This is a genomic window from Citrobacter youngae (assembly GCF_003818115.1).
GTDB classification, from domain to species: domain Bacteria; phylum Pseudomonadota; class Gammaproteobacteria; order Enterobacterales; family Enterobacteriaceae; genus Citrobacter; species Citrobacter youngae.
The window spans coordinates 49,672-68,927 of sequence record NZ_RPOI01000023.1 but is presented as its reverse complement, the minus strand read 5'-3'; the positions used below and the strand labels follow the sequence as shown (position 1 = coordinate 68,927).

The 19,256-nt window shown below is 53.6% G+C and carries 18 protein-coding genes and 1 other annotated feature; of the genes, 4 read left to right on the top strand and 14 right to left on the bottom strand.

Going from position 1 to position 19,256, the window contains the following annotated elements; genetic code table 11:
- Positions 1–141 precede the first annotated feature (141 nt).
- Positions 142–1,326: a multidrug efflux MFS transporter EmrD gene (emrD, locus tag EHN13_RS18840; protein WP_124021887.1), complete on the top strand. Its 1,185-nt coding sequence runs from the start codon at positions 142–144 to the stop codon at positions 1,324–1,326.
- Here emrD and EHN13_RS18835 read toward each other — a convergent pair.
- Both EHN13_RS18835 and dsdC read right to left on the bottom strand, forming a co-directional pair.
- On the bottom strand, positions 1,253–2,335 hold the full coding sequence (locus tag EHN13_RS18835; RefSeq protein WP_048213760.1) for a cellulase family glycosylhydrolase: 1,083 nt from the start codon (positions 2,333–2,335) through the stop codon (positions 1,253–1,255). The two genes, emrD and EHN13_RS18835, sit on opposite strands and share 74 nt — an antisense overlap.
- 78 nt (positions 2,336–2,413) lie before the next feature.
- Positions 2,414–3,340 carry a DNA-binding transcriptional regulator DsdC gene (gene dsdC / locus EHN13_RS18830; protein WP_124021942.1) on the bottom strand — a complete coding sequence of 309 codons (927 nt, stop codon included), beginning with the start codon at positions 3,338–3,340 and terminating at the stop codon, positions 2,414–2,416.
- Between the two features lie 229 nt (positions 3,341–3,569).
- On the opposite strand from dsdC, the gene dsdX reads away from it, so the two are divergent.
- Together dsdX and dsdA are read left to right on the top strand one after the other, a co-directional pair.
- A complete protein-coding gene (gene dsdX / locus EHN13_RS18825; protein ID WP_115601261.1) occupies positions 3,570–4,907 on the top strand; it encodes a D-serine transporter DsdX in 1,338 nt (445 codons plus the stop codon).
- A 17-nt stretch (positions 4,908–4,924) separates the two neighbouring features.
- On the top strand, positions 4,925–6,247 hold the full coding sequence (gene dsdA, locus EHN13_RS18820; protein ID WP_124021886.1) for a D-serine ammonia-lyase: 1,323 nt from the start codon (positions 4,925–4,927) through the stop codon (positions 6,245–6,247).
- Positions 6,248–6,259: 12 nt separating this feature from the next.
- Here dsdA and EHN13_RS18815 read toward each other — a convergent pair whose 3' ends face one another.
- From EHN13_RS18815 to ibpA, 6 genes are all read right to left on the bottom strand, one after another.
- Positions 6,260–6,790: a radical SAM protein gene (locus EHN13_RS18815; protein ID WP_048213763.1), complete on the bottom strand. Its 531-nt coding sequence runs from the start codon at positions 6,788–6,790 to the stop codon at positions 6,260–6,262.
- Positions 6,787–7,149, bottom strand: coding sequence for a DUF202 domain-containing protein (locus EHN13_RS18810; protein ID WP_048213764.1), 363 nt, complete (start codon positions 7,147–7,149; stop codon positions 6,787–6,789). Before EHN13_RS18810 ends, EHN13_RS18815 begins: the two co-directional genes overlap by 4 nt.
- Positions 7,139–7,486, bottom strand: a complete 348-nt coding sequence (locus EHN13_RS18805; RefSeq protein WP_005121491.1) for a YidH family protein — start codon at positions 7,484–7,486, stop codon at positions 7,139–7,141. The genes EHN13_RS18810 and EHN13_RS18805 overlap by 11 nt, the downstream gene beginning before the upstream one ends.
- A 229-nt stretch (positions 7,487–7,715) precedes the next feature.
- Positions 7,716–9,377, bottom strand: coding sequence for a putative transporter (locus tag EHN13_RS18800; RefSeq protein ID WP_048213765.1), 1,662 nt, complete (start codon positions 9,375–9,377; stop codon positions 7,716–7,718).
- 124 nt (positions 9,378–9,501) lie between these two features.
- Positions 9,502–9,930 carry a small heat shock chaperone IbpB gene (gene ibpB, locus EHN13_RS18795; RefSeq protein ID WP_005121488.1) on the bottom strand — a complete coding sequence of 143 codons (429 nt, stop codon included), beginning with the start codon at positions 9,928–9,930 and terminating at the stop codon, positions 9,502–9,504.
- 94 nt (positions 9,931–10,024) lie between these two features.
- On the bottom strand, positions 10,025–10,438 hold the full coding sequence (ibpA, locus tag EHN13_RS18790; RefSeq protein ID WP_040231504.1) for a small heat shock chaperone IbpA: 414 nt from the start codon (positions 10,436–10,438) through the stop codon (positions 10,025–10,027).
- Positions 10,432–10,504 (bottom strand) — a sequence feature (ROSE (Repression Of Heat Shock gene Expression) occurs in the 5'-region of heat shock genes and acts as an RNA thermometer to modulate expression.). It overlaps the preceding gene by 7 nt.
- Positions 10,505–10,743: 239 nt before the next feature.
- Between ibpA and EHN13_RS18785 the strand changes: the two genes are divergently transcribed.
- Complete coding sequence (locus tag EHN13_RS18785) at positions 10,744–11,076, top strand: YceK/YidQ family lipoprotein (RefSeq protein ID WP_162873168.1); 333 nt, start codon at positions 10,744–10,746, stop codon at positions 11,074–11,076.
- A gap of 1 nt (position 11,077) precedes the next feature.
- Here EHN13_RS18785 and EHN13_RS18780 read toward each other — a convergent pair whose 3' ends face one another.
- From EHN13_RS18780 to gyrB, 6 genes are all read right to left on the bottom strand, one after another.
- Complete coding sequence (locus EHN13_RS18780) at positions 11,078–12,304, bottom strand: YidR family protein (RefSeq protein ID WP_061066890.1); 1,227 nt, start codon at positions 12,302–12,304, stop codon at positions 11,078–11,080.
- Positions 12,305–12,368: 64 nt separating this feature from the next.
- Complete coding sequence (locus EHN13_RS18775; RefSeq protein WP_370528892.1) at positions 12,369–13,493, bottom strand: DUF4056 domain-containing protein; 1,125 nt, start codon at positions 13,491–13,493, stop codon at positions 12,369–12,371.
- Positions 13,490–14,611, bottom strand: a complete 1,122-nt coding sequence (locus EHN13_RS18770) for a BamA/TamA family outer membrane protein (protein ID WP_370686676.1) — start codon at positions 14,609–14,611, stop codon at positions 13,490–13,492. The genes EHN13_RS18775 and EHN13_RS18770 overlap by 4 nt, the downstream gene beginning before the upstream one ends.
- A gap of 5 nt (positions 14,612–14,616) precedes the next feature.
- Positions 14,617–15,627 carry a hypothetical protein gene (locus EHN13_RS18765; protein WP_124021884.1) on the bottom strand — a complete coding sequence of 337 codons (1,011 nt, stop codon included), beginning with the start codon at positions 15,625–15,627 and terminating at the stop codon, positions 14,617–14,619.
- Between the two features lie 173 nt (positions 15,628–15,800).
- A complete protein-coding gene (gene yidA, locus EHN13_RS18760) occupies positions 15,801–16,613 on the bottom strand; it encodes a sugar-phosphatase (protein ID WP_048213770.1) in 813 nt (270 codons plus the stop codon).
- Between the two features lie 213 nt (positions 16,614–16,826).
- Entirely contained in the window at positions 16,827–19,241 is a 2,415-nt protein-coding gene (gene gyrB / locus EHN13_RS18755) for a DNA topoisomerase (ATP-hydrolyzing) subunit B (RefSeq protein ID WP_048213771.1), read from the bottom strand.
- Positions 19,242–19,256 lie beyond the last annotated feature (15 nt).

Sequence of the window (19,256 nt, the reverse complement as noted above, 5' to 3'; positions counted from 1 at the left end):
ACATTTCCTGCCGTCCAGCACATAAACATTCCAGCCCACTATCTGGCCTTCTTTTTCTGTTGTGGTAGATTCCACGCGCATTTACGGGAAAGTGCAGCACCTTATTCTTCTTTTTTCTCTTTTTTAAAAGTAATCAGCGAAATGAAAAGGCATAGAAGCGTCAATTTGTTGTTGATGTTGGTATTACTGGTGGCGGTAGGTCAAATGGCGCAAACCATTTATATCCCCGCGATTGCTGATATGGCGCGTGAACTGAACGTTCGCGAAGGCGCGGTGCAAAGCGTAATGGCTGCCTACCTGCTGACCTACGGCGTGTCGCAACTGGTTTACGGTCCCCTTTCAGACCGCGTAGGGCGCCGCCCGGTGATCCTCGCCGGGATGTCTATTTTTATGCTGGCCACGCTGGTCGCCATTACCACCCATAGCCTGACGGTACTGATTATCGCCAGCGCAATCCAGGGGATGGGAACGGGCGTCGGCGGTGTGATGGCGCGAACGTTACCGCGCGATCTGTACGAAGGCACGCAACTGCGCCACGCCAATAGTCTGTTAAACATGGGGATTCTGGTCAGTCCGCTGTTAGCTCCGCTGATTGGCGGCATGCTGGATACAGTGTGGAACTGGCGCGCCTGCTATATTTTCCTGCTGATTCTGTGTGCGGGTGTGACGTTTAGCATGGCGCGCTGGATGCCGGAAACACGGCCTGCGGGTGCGCCGCGTCCACGGCTGATCGCCAGCTACAAAACCCTGTTTGGTAATAGCGCTTTCACCTGTTACGTGCTGATGTTGATCGGCGGCCTGGCGGGCGTTGCGGTCTTCGAAGCCTGCTCTGGGGTATTGTTAGGCGCACGGCTCGGTCTAAGCAGCATGGTGGTCAGTATCCTGTTTATACTGCCCATCCCGGCGGCGTTTTTCGGCGCATGGTTCGCCGGTCGCCCTAATAAGCGTTTCTCGACGCTAATGTGGCAGTCGGTGACCTGCTGTCTGGTAGCGGGTTTAATGATGTGGCTCCCAGGGCTGTTTGACGTGATGAACGTCTGGACGCTGCTGGTTCCTGCCGCACTGTTTTTCTTCGGTGCCGGAATGTTGTTTCCGCTGGCAACCAGCGGTGCAATGGAGCCTTTCCCGTTCCTGGCAGGCACTGCCGGCGCACTGGTTGGGGGATTACAGAACATTGGTTCCGGCGTGCTGGCATGGTTTTCTGCCATGCTGCCGCAGACCGGGCAAGCCAGTCTGGGCCTGCTGATGACCCTTATGGGGCTGTTGATTTTTGTTTGCTGGCTTCCGCTGGCATCACGCGTGTCGCATCAGGGACAGGCGGTTTAAGCGTATGATGGCCCGGCTTATCGCCGGGCTTTTCGCATTCTGGCGCGATCATCGTCGTCAGCAACGGCTCCAGCGCCGGACGCCAGGCCCCTTCTTCGCCATCATAGAACTGCATATCCGCATTGATAGCATAGGGGATTTTCGCCTTGCGCAGTTCACATGCCATAAACCGTGCAAATGCAGTTTGCGCGGCAGAAGGCGCGTTTTTGATGGTCTCTCCCGGCGACCAGCCCCCCACCCAACTGAGATGACCCGTTTTCTGTTGCCAGTGAATGGCCGTATTAATACGGGCGCGAATGGCGGCTTTTTCTGCCGCAGTCCCCGACGTCCAGGGATACTTACCGTTATTTTTTAGCGGCCCCCACGGGAAGATATGCCATTCAGCCAGAACGGTATTCTGACTTTGCGGCGGTAATTTCAGATTAGGCAAATCTTCCGGTGCCGCGCGCAGTCGCGGAGCAATGAAAATCATCCGCTGCGGTGAAATGGCGTGGATTGTGCGAATCGTTTTGTCGTACACCCGATTGAGCGAAGTCTGATTGTGATTAAGCTTATCGGCAGGCTCATATATCAGGTCGAAACCCAGCAACGGCGAGCCTTGACCAAAGTAATGCGCCACCGCCACCCACCAGTTAACCACCTCTTTTTCGTTACCGGCGCTGGGGTCTTTTTTATATTCGTCAGCCTGATAGGCGATTATCGGGATCACGCCGTATTGCTCGCAAGCCTCTACCAGCTTGCGCAAATGGATGAGCCTGGCTTCTGTTGGCTCACCAGCCACACGAATACGCACATGAGAGATCCCCTTCGCCTTGAAATCCCGTACCACCAGCGGATCGAACTCGCGGATACCGCGATCTGTGCGAGCCCAGTCTACGTCCATTCCAACGCCAAGCTGCTGCGCATACAGCGCCGCCGTCAGCACAGGGGGCGCGGCATACACGGTGGCGCTGGCTAACAGTAAAAGGGAAACAATCGGCTTTAACACGGTCGTCCTTACGCAAATCATCAGGAGTGATATCACGTATTTAGCATGCTTTTTCACTTTCCGTGTAGAGAGAAAGCGTAAAAAATATTCGCGGCCCGCTTATTTAACCTGCTCCTGAAGCCAGCCAATAAACGCCTCAATTTTCGGCCACTGCCTGCCGGGCAGCGTGGTGATGTAATAGTGTTGATGGCATTTCAGCGCCATATCACCGAAAGGCGCGACCAGTTCCCCGCTGTCGAGACGTTTCTGCACCAGCCGCTTTCGGCCTATCGCCACGCCGATATGGTTCATGGCGGCAATTACCGCTAAATCAGAACGATCAAAGCCGATACCCGATGATGTCGGCAAATTCACGGCAAAATGCTGCGCCCAACTGTGCCATTCATCGGTTCCTGAGTCGTTACTCCATGCCTGTCTGTCATGCAGCAAGGTGCAGTGCGGCAAATTCACCAGCGAACCGGTAAGGTCATGGCGGCGAGCGTAGTCCGGGCTGCATACCGGCAGGATCTCTTCATCCATCAGGAAGTGGTGCGTAAGCTGCGCGGAGGGTGCATCGTCAAAATAGATAGCCAAATCGACCCCGGCACGCTGTAAATTGACGTTGTCGTTGCCGGTCAGGATGGTCAGTGAAATCGACGGATAGCGACGGGTAAAGTCGCCGAGCGCCGGAACCAGCCAGCACTGGGCGATAGAAGGCCGCGAGTAGACGGTGAGCGTCTCGGACAACTCCTGATTTTTAATATCGAGGATCTCCTGATTCAACGTATCCAGCGACGATTTCAGCGCCCAGAACACCCGCTTACCCTCGTGGGTGAGTTCCACTTTACGGTGTGAACGGACAAACAACTGAATGCCCAGCTCATCTTCCAGCTGATTAATGCGATGGCTGACGGCGCTGGGGCTTAACGACAGCTCATCTGCCGCCAGCGCAAACGACTGATGCCGGGCCGCCACTTCAAAGGTATACAGCTTTGACAGCTGCCAGCCATTGAGCAGCCGGTTTCTGACCTCGCGTAGGGGATCCAAACTCACCTCCAGTCCTCCTGATTCATGCGCCGGAGTGTAAAAAAGTTCGCTGTAAAAATCAGCACAAAGATGAATCAAAGTGAATCATATCGCATAAATGCAGCGTAATTAGACGTAAATCACTCATTTGATGCAATCTGGCTCATGTGAAAGGAGATTTATATCGTTTGTCAGACGGTGCCTTATTTTTGTCCAATAACCTTATATTAATCACAGGGCAAGGTGAGCTATGCACTCTCAAATCTGGGTTGTGAGCACGCTGCTGATAAGCATCGTGTTAATCGTTTTGACCATCGTGAAGTTCAAATTCCACCCGTTTCTGGCGCTGCTGTTAGCCAGTTTCTTCGTGGGTACGATGATGGGGATGGGGCCGCTGGATATGGTCAATGCCATTGAGAGCGGCATCGGCGGTACGCTGGGCTTCCTCGCGGCGGTTATTGGCCTTGGGACCATTCTGGGCAAAATGATGGAAGTGTCCGGCGCGGCCGAACGCATCGGTCTGACGCTGCAGCGCTGCCGCTGGCTCTCCGCCGACGTCATTATGGTGCTGGTCGGGCTGATTTGTGGGATCACACTGTTCGTTGAAGTGGGCGTGGTGCTATTAATTCCACTGGCATTCTCTATTGCCAAAAAGACCAACACTTCGCTGCTGAAGCTGGCGATCCCGCTGTGTACGGCGCTGATGGCGGTGCACTGCGTCGTACCTCCGCATCCGGCGGCGCTGTTCGTGGCGAACAAGTTGGGCGCGGATATTGGCACCGTGATTGTCTACGGCTTACTGGTGGGCTTGATGGCATCGCTAATCGGCGGGCCGTTGTATCTGAAATTCCTCGGTAACCGTCTGCCATTTAAACCGGTACCGGCTGAGTTTTCCGATCTCAAGGTACGCGATGAAAGTACGTTGCCATCGCTGAGCGCCACGCTGTTTACCGTGCTGCTGCCAATTGGCCTGATGCTGGTCAAAACCGTCGCGGAACTGAACATGGCAAAAGGCGGTACGCTGTATACGCTGCTGGAGTTTATCGGTAACCCGATCACCGCGATGTTTATTGCCGTTTTCGTGGCCTATTACATTCTCGGTCTGCGTCAGCACATTGGTATGGGGGCATTGCTGACCCACACCGAAAACGGTTTTGGCTCGATTGCTAACATTTTGCTGATTATCGGTGCAGGCGGCGCATTCAACGCTATCCTCAAGAGCAGCGGGCTGGCGGATACTCTGGCGCTGATCCTCTCAAACATGCATATGCACCCGATTCTGCTGGCATGGCTGGTCGCACTGATTCTGCATGCGGCGGTAGGCTCAGCTACCGTTGCGATGATGGGCGCGACGGCAATCGTTGCCCCGATGCTACCGCTGTACCCCAACGTTAGCCCGGAGATCATCGCCATTGCCATCGGTTCCGGCGCTATTGGCTGCACGATCGTCACCGATTCCCTGTTCTGGCTGGTGAAGCAGTATTGCGGCGCCACCCTGAATGAAACGTTCAAATACTATACGACCGCGACATTTATCGCGTCCGTTATTGCACTGGCTTGCACATTCCTGCTTTCCTTTATTATCTAAGCGCGAAGAGACTGACTATGGAAAACATTCAAACACTTATCGCCCAGCATCCTTTAGTGGAAGATCTGGTGGCTCTGAAAGAGACAACCTGGTTTAACCCTGGCACCACCTCTCTTGCGGAAGGTTTACCGTATGTTGGCCTGACAGCACACGACGTTGAGGATGCCCACGCGCGTCTGACGCGCTTCGCACCGTATCTGGCGCAGGCCTTCCCGGAAACTGCCGCTACTGGGGGCATTATCGAATCTGAGCTGGCCGCCATCCCGGCCATGCAAAAACGGCTGGAAAAAGAGTTCGGGCAGCACATTAACGGCGAAATCCTGCTGAAGAAAGACAGTCACTTGCCAATTTCTGGCTCAATTAAAGCCCGCGGTGGCATTTATGAAGTCCTGACCCACGCTGAAAAACTGGCGTTGAAAGCGGGTCTGCTAACGACAAATGATGATTACAGCATTCTGCTTTCTCCTGAGTTCAAACAGTTCTTCAGCCAGTACAGCATCGCAGTAGGTTCAACTGGCAACCTGGGGATGTCTATCGGCATCATGAGCGCCCGGATCGGCTTTAACGTTACGGTCCATATGTCTGCCGATGCCCGCGCGTGGAAAAAATCCAGGCTGCGCAGCCACGGCGTGACGGTGGTGGAGTACGAAGAAGATTACGGAGTGGCGGTTGAACAAGGTCGTAAGGCGGCACAGTCCGATCCAAACTGTTTCTTTATCGATGATGAAAATTCCCGCACGCTGTTCTTAGGCTATGCGGTGGCCGGACAGCGTCTGAAGGCGCAGTTTGCCCAGCAGGGGCGCGTGGTGGATGCCGATCATCCGCTGTTTGTTTACCTGCCATGCGGTGTGGGTGGTGGCCCTGGCGGCGTGGCGTTTGGTCTGAAGCTGGCATTCGGTGACAACGTTCATTGCTTCTTCGCAGAACCAACCCACTCCCCGTGCATGCTGCTGGGGATTTACACCGGGCTGCACGATACCATTTCCGTGCAGGATATCGGCATCGATAATCTGACGGCGGCAGATGGGCTGGCAGTCGGTCGCGCCTCGGGCTTTGTTGGCCGGGCGATGGAACGCCTGCTCGACGGACTGTACACCCTGGACGATCAGACTATGTACGATATGCTGGGCTGGCTGGCGCAGGAAGAAGGTATTCGCCTTGAGCCATCGGCGCTGGCGGGCATGGCTGGCCCTCAGCACGTTTGCGCCTCCACGAATTACCAGCAGATGCAAGGATTGAGCGCGGATCAGCTCAATAACGCCACGCACCTGGTGTGGGCGACCGGCGGCGGCATGGTGCCGGAAACCGAGATGGCGCAATACCTGGCGAAAGGGCGCTAACCCCCTCTGATCTCAACGCAGCATCGCCATCAGCTCCATCGGTGAGCGATGCTGTTTAATCAGATCGCGCATGACGCGCATATGGGGTGATGAGTGTTCAAAGAAGGCCTGATATCCCGCACACAGCACATTTTCCCCGTGAGTATCCCCATGCACCGGGCAATCACCACGGTAAAATTGCGATAAGGAACATGACCGACAACGCACGCTCTGCTGTGAGGTCGATTGCCGTTCAATTTGAACCGCCAGACCACACCATCGACGCAGAGTTTTATCAAAAAGCTGAATAGATACCCGATTAATATCTTCACGAACCCAGATATCAAATATCGTATTTAAAAACTGCCCCCACCCTTCTGGTGTGACAGATTCAGCCGTCAGGTTGCCTGCTTCATCGCGCTTAATCAGAGGGATAAACTGTACGAGACGAACATCGCCTTGTCGTAAATCACGGTACAGTTCAATAGGTTGCAAACTCTTCTGGTGATCAATCACCACCTTTAAAATACCCTCACTAACATCCATGTCCTCACATACTGTCATGCAAAATTCCCGATATATACGATAAGTTGGCGAACGTGTGTTACAGCAAACAGTATTGCAAGGGATAACACCGCGAGGGAGATCATAAATTTGTCACGCACCGCACGAGATTCAGAAAAATCGCTATGCGTAACATCCATCAGGTTACGGCTGCGGGTGTAGCGCCAGAGAATAATCGCCACAATTGCCAGCACCGCTATTGAAACCCAGAATAACGCTCCCGCCTGATGCCAGTTATGCTTAATCGCCAGCGCCATCAGTGCGCCATAGCCTAGCAACGTGCGAAACCAGGCCAGCGATGTCCGTTCCGGTTGTAGACCAGGATCGGACTGGCGACGGGCCTTACGACTACCCGGCATACAGCACCAGCGCCATAACAATCACCGCCACAAGCGTCAGCATGACGCTGATAATCAGCAGGCTGTTGGTGTACGGCATGTCCTCTTTCAGACGCATCGCCTTTTCATTTCGCAACCAGCGCAGATAACCGTAGATCGCCAGACCACCCGCAAACAGACACAGCAGCAAGGCAAGTGCCTCACGGATGACTGGCGTAGCAAAGTCCGGGGCCAGTTGATCAAGACCAACGCCCGCCGCCAGAAAACCCAGCGCAGTGCGGATCCACGCCAGAAACGTACGCTCATTTGCCAGTGAGAAGCGGTAATCCGGCGCTTCTCCAAGGCGGGAAATCTTCATGGCGACTCCTTCAATATTGTAGTCTGGTCGTTATACCGGAACAGTGAAAGAGTATGAACCTGATTCGCAAACGAAAGGGAGTGTAATGTGATGAGACAATGGAAAAGAGAGATGTGCTTTGAAATGCCGGATGGCGACTGGCGCCTTATCCGGCCTACAGTGAACGATGTAGGTCGGATAAGCGCAGCGCATCAGGCATTCCTGGATATGCTGACTGGATAGGTCAGTTTTAACCTAATCCCCAGAAGAGCACCGCCAGCAGTTGTGGGGTGATAATCCTCAGGAACATGACCAGCGGATAAACGGTGGCGTAGGAGAGCGCTGCCGCCCCGCTGGTGGCATGCAGGTTGTTAGCAAACGCCAGCGCAGGAGGATCGGTCATTGAGCCAGCCAACATGCCACACAGCGTCAGGTAGTTCATTTTGGTGAGAAGGCGCGCCAGCAGACCGACGGTAATCAGCGGGATTGCGGTGATAAAAATACCGTAGCCCACCCAGCTCAGACCGTCGCCCTGCGTCAGGGTATGAACAAAATCACCGCCTGACTTCAGACCAACCACCGCGAGGAACAGTACGATACCCAACTCTCGCAACGCCAGGTTCGCGCTGGGAGGCATAAACCAATACAGCTTACCGATACTGCCAATACGCCCCAAAATCAGCGCCATAATCAGTGGTCCACCGGCCAGCCCCAGTTTTAATGCCACCGGGAAACCGGGGATAAACAGCGGGATTGAACCCAACAACACCCCCAGCCCGATCCCAATAAACACCGGCAACATCTGCACCTGCTGCAGTTTTTGCTGTGCGTTACCCACAACATTGGCAACGGCATCAATCGACGAAGGACGCCCCACCAGATTGAGGATATCGCCAAATTGCAGGCTGGCATCGCTGCTGGCGACCAGCTCAACGCCCGCGCGGTTCAGACGGGAAATCACCACGTCGTAACGTTCTTTAAAGTGCAGGTCACGGATCCGCTTGCCAAGCACCTGTTCGTTGGTCACAACGACACGTTCAACACGCAAATCTGTACCCCGCGTTGACAGCGAAGTATCCACTTCCTGCCCAATCACCACCTTCGCATTATGCAGATCGCCAGGCTGTCCGACCAGGTGAAGCAGATCGCCCATCTGGATAATCGTCCCCGGCGACGGCACCATCAACGTTTCATCTCGCTTCAGGCGTGAACAGATGATTTTGTCGCTGTTCAGAATGGGGACATCCTGAATCGCCATATTATTGAGGTTCGGGTTTTCAACACGAATGTTCATCGTCTGAATCAGCGTATGACCGTTGGTCAGCGTTGATTCATGCTGCTGAGCTTCGGACTCAACGTTCACGCGGAAAATGAGGCGCATCAGCCACATTGTGAGCAAAATGCCGCAAATACCGAAAGGATAAGCCATGGCATAGCTCATCCCCATCTGATCGACCACATCCCCCGGCGTACCCAGATCGCGCAGAATTTGCTGCCCGGCACCCAGTGCGGGCGTATTGGTGACCGCGCCGGAGAAGATCCCCAGCACCACAGGCAGCGGAATAGCGAAGATCTTATGCAGAAGCGCGGTAACCAGCCCCCCGATAATCACGATCAGCACTGCAAACAGGTTCAGACGCAGTCCCGAAACACGCAGTGAGGCAAAGAAACCCGGCCCTACCTGGATGCCGATGGTATAGACGAAGAGTATCAGGCCAAATTCCTGAATAAAATGCAACATATCGCCGCTCAGGGTCATCCCTGCCTGATCGACAAAGTGTCCGACGATGATACCGCCGAACAGTACGCCTCCGATGCCAAAACCAACGCCCCGTACTTTAATGTTGCCGATCCATAACCCGACAACCGCCACCAATGCCAGAACGCTGACCGTCAATGCTATATCACTCATTCTTCTGTTCCCTGTGAATAACATCATTAAGTAAATGGATTCTCGCAGAGTACAAGCGCAATGTATGGGGGGTAAAGCACAAAAAAGCCCCGTCATTTCTGGCGGGGCAAAGGCCTGGAGCTATTTAGCTATTTAATGCGGGACGTTCGCTGATGGCGATACGTTGTGGAGCAATGGTTTCAGGTTCATTACGGGTCAAATCAATATGCAGCAAGCCATTGGTGAAGCTTGCGCCGGAGACTTCCATATTTTCAGCCAGCGTAAAGCTCAGACTGAATGATTGAGTGACCAGCCCCTGATGCAACCATTTGGTCTCTTTTTCCGGCTGCTGCGGCGTACCTTTTACGGTCAGACGCGTGCCTTCCAGTTGAATATCCAAATCTTCCTGACGGAAACCGGCTAACGCAAGGGTAATGCGGTAGTGGTTATCATCGCTCTTTTCGATGTTATAGGGTGGGAAGCTTTGGCTTTCACCAGCGTTTTGTAATGCATTGGCCAGTTTGTCAAAACCGATCCATTGACGCAGCAGTGGGGATAAATCGTAGTTACGCATAATATTCTCCTTCTAAGAAGCGAGTAAGTACCTTTCGGCTCCCTGACGGCAAGCCTGTGCTTAGCAGGGCCGCGCAAGCGGCCCGACAGATAAATTAGTTGATTTCGATGCGGCGCGGTTTGTTCGCTTCAGGAATCACGCGCTCAAGCTCGATATACAGCAGACCGTTTACCAGGTTTGCGCCGCGAACGTGGATGTTCTCCGCTAACTGGAACTTGCGTTCGAAGTTGCGTTCGGCAATACCCTGGTACAGGTAAGTACGTTCTTTTTGCTCGTCCGCATGCGCGCCTTTCACCACCAGCAAATTATCCTGGGCGGTAATTTCCAGCTCGCTTTCAGCAAAGCCCGCAACGGCAATCGCAATGCGGTAGTGGTTTTCGTCTACCAGCTCAACGTTGTACGGAGGGTAGCCACCATTGCTTTGGCCCTGGTTGTTTTCCAGCAGGTTAAACAGACGATCAAATCCAATAGCAGAACGGTATAGCGGGGATAAATCAAAGTTACGCATAATCAATAGCTCCTGAAATCAGCGAGAATGTTGGACCTTCCATCTTGGACAGGTCAGGTAGCCAGGACACCCATCAGGCATGCCCTTCATTTGTCTACACCCTAAAAATGGGTCTTAATACAAACTTTTCAAGCGTACTCCTCTGACTTTTTTTGCAGTTTGTTGTCTATTGCATACACTGGGGGGAGCAGTCGTTATCGTTAAATCGCGATTGCCGCCACAGTGCGACAAGATGGTGATGTTATTTTCGCAACGGATCGCTTTAACTCACCCTGCAAACACGATGATTAGCAGATGAAATAATGATGATAAAAAAAATAGTGTTAACACTGATGATGTGCAGCGGGATGGTTTTTATCAGCGGCTGTTCCAGCGTGATGTCACATACCGGAGGGAAAGAAGGGATATATCCTGGCACGCGCGCCAGCGCCACAATGATTAGCGAAAGTGATACAAACTGGGGAACAAAGTCGCTGGCGATTCTGGATATGCCTTTTACCGCGGTTCTGGATACGGTACTGCTTCCGTGGGATCTCTTTCGCAAAGATAACTCGGTTCGATCTCGCGTAGAAAAGAGCGAGGAGAGAACGCAAGCCACCAACGCCGTTATCCCCCCAGCTCAAATGCCTGCGCCTTAAGTTAACGTCTGGTTTCTGTCACCCATAGCTGGCGGAAACCGTCGACGTCTTCCATCCATGCAACCTGTCGGCCATCAGGAGAGAAGACGATCGCATCTGCTGAAGGTGGGTTGCCATGGCTGGTCGTTAAAAATTCAATCTCTCCCGTCTGCGCATCACAACAAGCGATTCTGTTCTGCAGTACAAATCCCAACCATTTTCCCGACGGATGCCAGTTGAATGCTGACTGAATATCCGTGTCACAGCGGGTAAGCTGACGCGGTTCTCCTCCCTGTGGGGAAATCAACCATAACTGCACGATACCGTTGTCATCACGCATCAGAAACGCAATTTCGGCTGCCGTTGGATTACTGCGCACCCAATGCCGCGGTTGATTCACCAGCCCCGGGAAGGCGCGATCATGAGTAAACGTCAGACGGCGCTGAACGATGCCGGCTGGTGGCGCAGGCATTGTTGCTTCCGTTCCTTCCAGAGGTGCCTCGCCAGGCTGTTTCCAGCCACTTTCATGGCGTGGCAAATCAACGATAAACAGTTCCGGTACTTTTTCGCCACTGACAGACAACGTGTCGCCGATAAAGGCCAGCGTATGATCCCCCACCCAGCCTTCTTCATAAGCGCGGTTAATCTCATCGCTCCCCGGTTTTGGCGTTGGTGTCGTCTGGCTCACCAGCACGCACCAAGAGTTCCCGCTGTATTCACGGGGATGCTGCGCGGAGACCTTCACCGGCCCATACGGCGCAGCAACGCCGACATTGCGTAAATCCAGCGCCGGTGAGCGCTCATGTAGCACGTGATCGTTATAGGTGAAACTGACAAACTCGCCGTTTGGGCTAAAAACATGCACATGACTACCACCGCGCAGCGCGCCTGGGGTATACGGCGCAGTAATATCCATCGCATCCAGATTCCCCACCTCTGCCTGCGTAGCAATCACACCACGTCGATGATGAAAATCGTAATACCATGTTTCATCAGGGTTTTCTGGTCCATGAATGAACACATATTTTTCGGCTTTTGGATGAACGGTCACCACGCCGACGTGTGCGCCTTGCGTAGCACGGTAAATCACCGCCACTTCACCGGTGTGAATATTGACGCGTTCAATCGTCTCTCCGGTAAACGATGCACCGGAAGGACGCACATCAAAGACCAGCCACTGGCTGTCCGGTGTCCAGGTGTTGATATTGGTAAGCTGATGATTACGCGCTGCAAAGGTGATTTGTTTCATGGTGGTGTCCCGGACGAAAAATACCGCTCCTTTTTACCACGCACAGCGCGTATCCCATAAGCCTTTAGCGGGCCGCAAGCGCATCAGCTTGCTGAGCGTTCACAGCCAAAGCGGGGAAGTCCTCGAACGTATAGTAACGAATGGGTGGCGGTAACTGCTCCATTGCTGTACCCGGCCACAGTTGCAACTCTCCGACAGCATTGAGATCAACGCCCTGCCAGCGGTGCGGCAGCGCCAGTCGCTGCAGAACAGCCCGCTCGCCAGGCACGCGTGTCGGCAAACGATTATCCCCCATCTGATAGTTACGCCGCAGCACCAGATACTTTTCCGGCACCCGACGCCGACTGTTCCACCAGCGGCCGTCCAGCATATCGAAATGGAAACGGGTGAGTTCCGGCGACTGAGCGCCAAGATGGACAAGAGCCTGGCGAAGTGCCGTCCCCATCGCCACCTCGTAAACCCCCTGAGAAACTGTTTGCCCCTCCAGAATCAGCGACACCGCCAGGCGGGCACCAAGCAGATTGGAGTAAAGATCCTCTGGCGAAAATGCAGAAACACCTTCAGAAAATCCGGGAACAGACTCAAAACCGTACCATTGCGCAATTTCATGCCACTCCGCGACCTGAAACGCCAGATGAGCGGCCAGCCAGGCTGCCAGCGTGTAACGCGCGACAGGATCGGTTGGTGGTGTAAAGGCATTAAACACTAACCGACGCTGGGCCAGTTCGCTATCCAGATCGAGCGTAAAAGCCTGTCCCAGTTTCGGCAGGATCTGACTAAAGATATAGACCGTCATATCAGCGGTATCACGCACGTGGGCGGTATCAATAAAGCCACCGTGCGTGGTGTAGAGAATGCCGTTATTTTCACGGCTTAAGCCGGTCAGGTTTTCCAGCCCGGCCAGCATGCTATCGTTGTACTGATGCAATCCAAGGTGGCTCGCCGGGACCACGTTATCCAGCTGATAAAACGGTACCGGCATGCCCAGCAATTCCGCATGCAAGTTGTAGCCAAATGCACAGCAAGGACGTAACCCTTTAGGCAGTGGCTGTGGCGGCATAGCAGGCCACGCGGTGGTCGCTCTCGTTGTTACCTGCGGAGACAGATCTAATGCCACTGGTAGTGCCGCCCCAGCGCTGCCTGCGAGAAGTGATGCCAGTAACGACATAGTTTTCAGCAACCTGCTCAAAATGCCTCTCCGACCTGAAAATAGAAACCGCTGCTGCCTTTGCCGATGCCGTAATCCAGGCGTACATTGACGCGCGGCTTGAATTCAAAGCGATAACCGACTCCTGCCGAGGGCAGGAGTCGTCCGTCGTCCAGCGCACTAAATGATGGCCCCATAGTCCCTGCACCCAGCCAACCGACCACGCCGTGCCGCCAATCGAGCTTGCGGCGATACTCAAGTTGCCCGCTGACGACATTCTTGTCCCGATAGCGCCCTTCGTAATAACCGCGCATGCGTTGATTGCTACCGAGCAGCGGCATCGTGCTCCACGGCACTGCTCCCTGGGTAAACGTGCCATCTGCCTCCCATGCCAGCACGTTTTTATCGTCCAGCGAGTGGTAACGACTGTAATGCAACTGGTATTCATCAAACCGGGTATCGCTCCCCACCTCAGGAGTAAAGCGGGTGTAGCGCACATCGGCATACTGCCCTTTACGCGGATTGGGTACGAAATCACGATCGTCCCAGCTCAGTTCCACGCTACTCCCGGAACTGAGAACCGATGCCCCCTGCGGCGTAGTTTCAATTTTCGGCGGATCGTTGTCGTCCATTTGCGCAGCATGCTGGGTATTCAGCGACCAGCCGACCCCCAGATAGATGTTAGGCGCTAACCGCCGGTATAGCGTTGGACGCAAATCCAGGACCTGAGCGGTATATTGCTGTTTTTGGCTATCTTTATCTCCGGCGCTAAAACCCTGCCCCCAGTAGTAGGTTGGGGTATCTGTTAATGCGCCATTAAGAAAGAAACGCCAGCGATCGTCGGCGAAAAAAGCATAATTTTGCATCGTGATGCCAAAGGCCCCCGTTGAGCTAAAGTAGCCGCTCAACGTCAGCGTCGAGTTTTGACTCACCGTATCGTTCGGATCGGGTCGATACATCCCCACCACCGCCGTCCCGATCCCCAGCCCCAGTTCTGGGGTATAAAACGGCCCAGGCATCACTCCCCAGTCGATACCTTTAGTGGCGTTAAAGTTATCGCTGGCGCCCAGTTTATTCAGCCAGCCGTCAATCTCATTGCGGGTCGGCAGCGCCGACTGAACGTATCCGGCAAACAGGCATAAAAACAGAAGCAGGCCGATGCGCGTCAAAAACGATACTCTCCCGCAGCAAAGAAGCTATTACGGTCGGCGAAGCCAATTTCGGTGGTGATATTAACGTTGCGGGTCAACTCATATTGCGCGCCTACCAGCACGTTCCAGGGGGATTGCAGGTGTTGTTTAACATCGAAGCGACCATTGCTATCCTTGTTCGCAATATCCACCATTTTTTGCAGCGCCGCAGAAGGCATCGTGAGATCGTTCAGGCTGCCGCTAAATTCTTGCTGCACATCCTGATACATGCTGCCCACCCACAGATTTAACTTACCGGATGGCATGTGCAGGGTCTCCATGCCGGGAGTGGTAAAGCGATAACCTACACGCGGAGAGATGGTAAAGGCATTAATACTGCCATCAAGGATATCGAACTGTGTTTGCGTATAGTTGGCATCAAAAGCCGTAAACCAGTTGCCCACTCCACCAACCAGAGTCGTTCCTACACCGTAGGTTGTGCCTTTAAAGTCGAGCTGAAATGCCAGATTCTGCAAATTGGCTGGTGTACGGTATTTACGTGGTCCTTTGATTCCTACACCTATCTGCGAAACAGAGTGTCCGTCGGTATAGCCAATCAGACCATAGACGTTCATAAAGGGCAGCAGCCAGGCATCCAGTTTTAAGGTTTCGGTTTTACTTCTCTCCCGAGTGTTGCCGACGTTGATTTTAAACGCGTTATCCAACGAGTGACCGCGCAGGGAAAGACCGTTGAAATTGATGCTGTCTACATTAATGTTTTGCCTGATATTCATGTAGTTAATATTCACGCCAAACGGCTCAGGCAGGTCGTAGCCACGTTTATGTGCCTCCTCACCTAAAAACGGCAAAACAGAGTGGCTTGTGGTTGGTTTAGCCGCGGGTTTTGTCGGCAAAGAAGTAGCCTGACCATCGTCCTGATAGTCATACAGCGGTGTCAATGTTGAGCCAGAATCCGTCGCAGCCCAGGCCTGAAAAGCCAAACAGGAAGACGTCATCAACACCAGGCGGATGCGTGTGTTAGTCATAAGGAAACATAGTTGCAGGCAGGAATCGCCCGAATATAAAAGAAGGGGGGGAGAGTATAGAAGTTACGTGCTAAGTGGGGGGATTAATGTGCGATTTCACATCTGATAATACAAACATGATTTTTATAACATTCTTAATGTTTTATGCCTGGCCGAAGCCAGGCATACGTGTATCAGGAGAGAACGTATTTCTCAATCGCCCAGGCTACGCCGTCTTCAAGATTGGATTTCGTCACGAAGTTAGCCACTTCTTTCACCGACGAAATAGCATTATCCATTGCAACGCCTACGCCTGCGTATTCGATCATCGCGATATCATTTTCCTGATCGCCAATCGCCATCACCTCTTCGGCTTTAATTCCTAACGCATCGGCCAGCGATTTCACGCCAGTGCCTTTATTGACGCGTTTATCCAGAATTTCGAGGAAATATGGCGCACTTTTCAGCACGGTGTACTTCTCTTTTACCTCTGCTGGAATACGCGAGATGGCTTGATCGAGGATTTCTGGTTCATCAATCATCATCACTTTCAGGAACTGGGTCGCCGGGTCCATTTTCTCTGCTTCACAGAACACCAGCGGGATGGTCGCGACAAAAGACTCATGCACCGTGTAGTAACTGATATCACGGTTGGCGGTATACAGAGTATTGCGATCGAGTGCGTGGAAATGCGAGCCGACCGTCCTGGAGAGTTGTTCCAGGAAGCGGTAATCATCATAGCTCAGCGCGGTTTGCGCGACGGTGCTTCCATCTCCGGCTTTCTGCACCAGCGCACCGTTGTAGGTAATACAGTAGTCACCGGGTTGTTCCATATGCAGTTCTTTCAGATAGCTGTGGACGCCAGCATACGGGCGCCCCGTGGTCAGCACCACATTCACACCTCGCGCGCGTGCCGCGGCAATCGCCGTTTTGACCGCTGGTGAAATGGTGTGATCGGGCAGCAGAAGTGTGCCATCCATGTCGATAGCAATAAGTTTGATAGCCATGAGTTCCCCGGATTAAATGAGTCCATCCTCATGCTAACGCGATTCCGCTCAAAAAACAGCTACGAAAAGGGGGATGGAAAGGGGAATCGGGATTCCCCTTTTGACAATCGATGGTAGGGCGGATAGGGCCTGAGCCGCCATCCGGCAAACGCAGACGAACTGCCTGATGGCGCTTCGCTTATCAGGCCTACAGGAGCAGGCCTGAGGTACATGTTAGATATCGATATTCGCCGCTTTCAGGGCGTTTTCTTCGATAAATGCACGACGCGGTTCAACAGCATCACCCATCAGCGTGGTGAACAACTGGTCAGCGGCAATCGCATCCTTCACGGTAACCCGCAGCATACGGCGGCTTTCCGGATCCATGGTAGTTTCCCACAGCTGTTCCGGGTTCATCTCGCCCAGACCTTTATAGCGCTGAATCGCGAGGCCACGACGGGACTCTTTCACCAGCCAGTCCAGCGCCTGCTCGAAGCTGGCAACCGGCTGACGACGCTCGCCACGTTCGATAAACGCATCGTCTTCGATCAGGCCACGTAGTTTCTCACCCAGCGTGCAGATACGACGGTATTCGCCGCCGGTCACAAACTCGTGATCCAGCGGATAGTCGGTATCAACACCGTGGGTACGCACGCGGATCACCGGCTCGAACAGGTTCAGTTCAGCGTCTTTACGCACAAAGCTGTTCCAGGTGCTGCCGTGCATTTCGTTTTCATTCAGCACGTTAACCAGTTGGGAAACCCAGGCAGTGACTTTCGCTTCATCAGTGAGATCGGCTTCAGCCAGCGTCGGTTGATAAACCAGTTCTTTCAACAGCGCTTTCGGGAAACGGCGTTCCATACGGCCAATCATTTTCTGCGTGGCGTTGTATTCAGAAACCAGTTTTTCCAGCGCATCACCCGCCAGCGCCGGCGCGTGGGCATTGGTGTGCAGCGTAGCACCATCAAGGGCGATAGAGATCTGGTACTGATCCATCGCTTCATCGTCTTTGATGTACTGTTCCTGCTTGCCTTTCTTCACTTTGTACAGCGGCGGCTGCGCAATGTAGACGTGGCCGCGCTCAACGATTTCCGGCATCTGACGATAGAAGAAGGTCAACAGCAGCGTACGGATGTGCGAGCCATCGACGTCCGCATCGGTCATGATGATGATGCTGTGATAACGCAGTTTGTCCGGGTTGTACTCGTCACGACCGATGCCACAGCCCAGTGCGGTGATCAGCGTCGCCACTTCCTGAGAAGAGAGCATCTTGTCGAAGCGCGCCTTCTCAACGTTAAGAATTTTACCCTTCAGCGGCAGAATCGCCTGGTTTTTACGGTTACGTCCCTGCTTCGCAGAGCCGCCCGCTGAGTCCCCTTCCACCAGGTACAGTTCAGAGTGAGCCGGGTCGCGTTCCTGACAGTCCGCCAGTTTGCCCGGCAGACCCGCTAAGTCCAGCGCACCTTTACGGCGGGTCATTTCACGCGCACGACGTGCCGCTTCACGAGCACGCGCCGCATCAATAATTTTGCCGACGACGATTTTCGCGTCAGACGGGTTTTCCAGCAGGTATTCGCTCAGCAGTTCGTTCATCTGCTGTTCTACCGCCGATTTCACCTCAGAAGAGACCAGCTTGTCTTTGGTCTGGGAGGAGAATTTCGGATCCGGTACCTTCACGGAAACAACGGCAATCAGGCCTTCACGGGCATCGTCACCGGTGGCGCTGACTTTCGCTTTTTTGCTGTAGCCTTCTTTGTCCATGTAGGCGTTCAGGGTACGGGTCATCGCCGCACGGAAGCCTGCAAGGTGAGTACCGCCATCACGCTGCGGAATGTTGTTGGTGAAGCAGTAGATGTTTTCCTGGAAACCATCGTTCCACTGCAGCGCAACTTCAACGCCAATACCGTCTTTTTCGGTGGAGAAGTAGAAGATATTCGGGTGGATCGGCGTTTTGTTTTTGTTGAGGTATTCAACAAACGCCTTGATGCCGCCTTCGTAGTGGAAATGATCTTCTTTGCCATCGCGCTTATCGCGCAGACGAATAGACACACCGGAGTTCAGGAATGACAGCTCGCGCAGACGCTTCGCCAGAATGTCGTATTCGAACTCAACGACGTTGGTAAAGGTTTCATGGCTTGGCCAGAAACGGACCTGAGTCCCCGTCATTTCTGTTTCGCCAGTTACTGCCAGCGGCGCCTGCGGCACACCGTGCACGTAAGTTTGCTGATGCACTTTGCCTTCACGACGAATCACCAGTTCCAGCTTCTGTGACAGGGCGTTAACGACGGAAACACCTACGCCGTGCAGACCACCGGAAACTTTATAGGAGTTATCATCGAATTTACCGCCTGCGTGCAAAACGGTCATGATAACTTCCGCTGCCGAAACGCCCTCTTCTGGGTGGATACCGGTTGGGATACCACGGCCATCATCGGTAACGGACACGGAGTTGTCAGCGTGAATCGTTACCACGATATCTTTACAGTGACCCGCGAGCGCTTCGTCGATAGCGTTATCTACCACCTCGAATACCATGTGGTGCAGACCGGTGCCGTCATCCGTGTCGCCGATATACATACCCGGGCGCTTACGCACCGCATCCAGTCCTTTCAGGACTTTGATACTGGAGGAGTCATAAGAATTCGACATCAACGTTTCTCGCTC